This window comes from Pantoea sp. R102 (assembly GCF_004916815.1).
Taxonomy (GTDB): domain Bacteria; phylum Pseudomonadota; class Gammaproteobacteria; order Enterobacterales; family Enterobacteriaceae; genus Pantoea; species Pantoea dispersa.
The window spans coordinates 1-1,101 of sequence record NZ_SDFT01000064.1 but is presented as its reverse complement, the minus strand read 5'-3'; the positions used below and the strand labels follow the sequence as shown (position 1 = coordinate 1,101).

Annotated in this window: 1 protein-coding gene; it reads right to left on the bottom strand. The window is 64.7% G+C overall.

Going from position 1 to position 1,101, the window contains the following annotated elements; genetic code table 11:
• Positions 1–1,019 (bottom strand): IS481 family transposase (locus ERD80_RS08610; protein WP_136546547.1); only part of this gene is annotated, 1,019 nt, incomplete at its 3' end.
• Positions 1,020–1,101: the final 82 nt, after the last annotated feature.

Genomic DNA, 1,101 nt, shown 5'->3' with positions numbered 1-1,101 from the left:
CCCGCCTTCAGGCTGAGTCCTTTTACGCTCAGCTTCCCGCTGATATCCACCTTCCTGACCATCACGCCCTCGTCGTATTCCGGTGGCGCTACGCGCCCGCTGTACTGCCGCGATGAGGGCTGATAGCGCGACGCCGGCACCGCCATCTCCAGCGCCTCATGCGGGCGCTCGAGATTGTAGACCGTCCGCCAGTGGTCGAAGGCGCGCTGCAGCTCACCGCTGTCTGCGAACCACTTCCCCTGCAGCACTTCCGCCTTCAGGCTGCGGTGAAAGCGCTCCAGCTTGCCCTGCGTCTGCGGATGATACGGCCGCGAGTGTCCCACCCGGATGCCGTGGCGCATCAGCCACAGCTCCACTGCCGTCCAGGTGCCGGTGGTGTCGCCCCACGGCGAGCCGTTATCCATCGTCATCCGGTCCGGCAGGCCGTAGCGCTCAAAGACGCTGACCAGCTGCTCCTGTACCGTCTCACGCCGTTCGTCAGCGCAGTGCACCAGGCACAGCGAGAACCGGGAGTGGTCGTCCAGCAGGGTAAGCGGGTGGCAGCGGCCACCGCCAAAGGGAAAGTGGCCCTTAAAATCCATCTGCCAGAGCCGGTTCGGGGCCGCATGCTCAAACCGGCCGGTGGCCGGGACGCCCGGCGCTGCGCCCGGCAGCAGGCCGTGGCGGGCCATCAGGTTGTGGACGGTGCTGAAGGCCGGCATGCCGTGCCCGCGGTCTTCGAGCCAGCGCTTAATCTTGCGGGCCCCCCAGTGCTGATGAAGCTCATGCGCCATACGCAGCAGCTCGGTGATGTCGTCAGATGAGCGGTTGGGTGAGTGACGGGGCGCGCGGGAGCGGTCCTGAAGGCCGGACGGTCCTTCCTCATCCCAGCGGCGAAGCCACTTGTAGCCGGTGGCGGGAGATATGCCGTAGCGGCGGCACAGCTCGCGGATGTTCGCCCCGTCTTGCGAGGCGAACAGAACAAACTCAGTACGTAATGACATGGTATCTCTCGCATCCCAGGGCATAAGCGACTCCATAAACGGGTTCTTATGCCTTAGTTGTAAGTGTCTACCATGTCCCCGAACAAGTGTTCACGATGTCCCCGGACTGTACACCCGC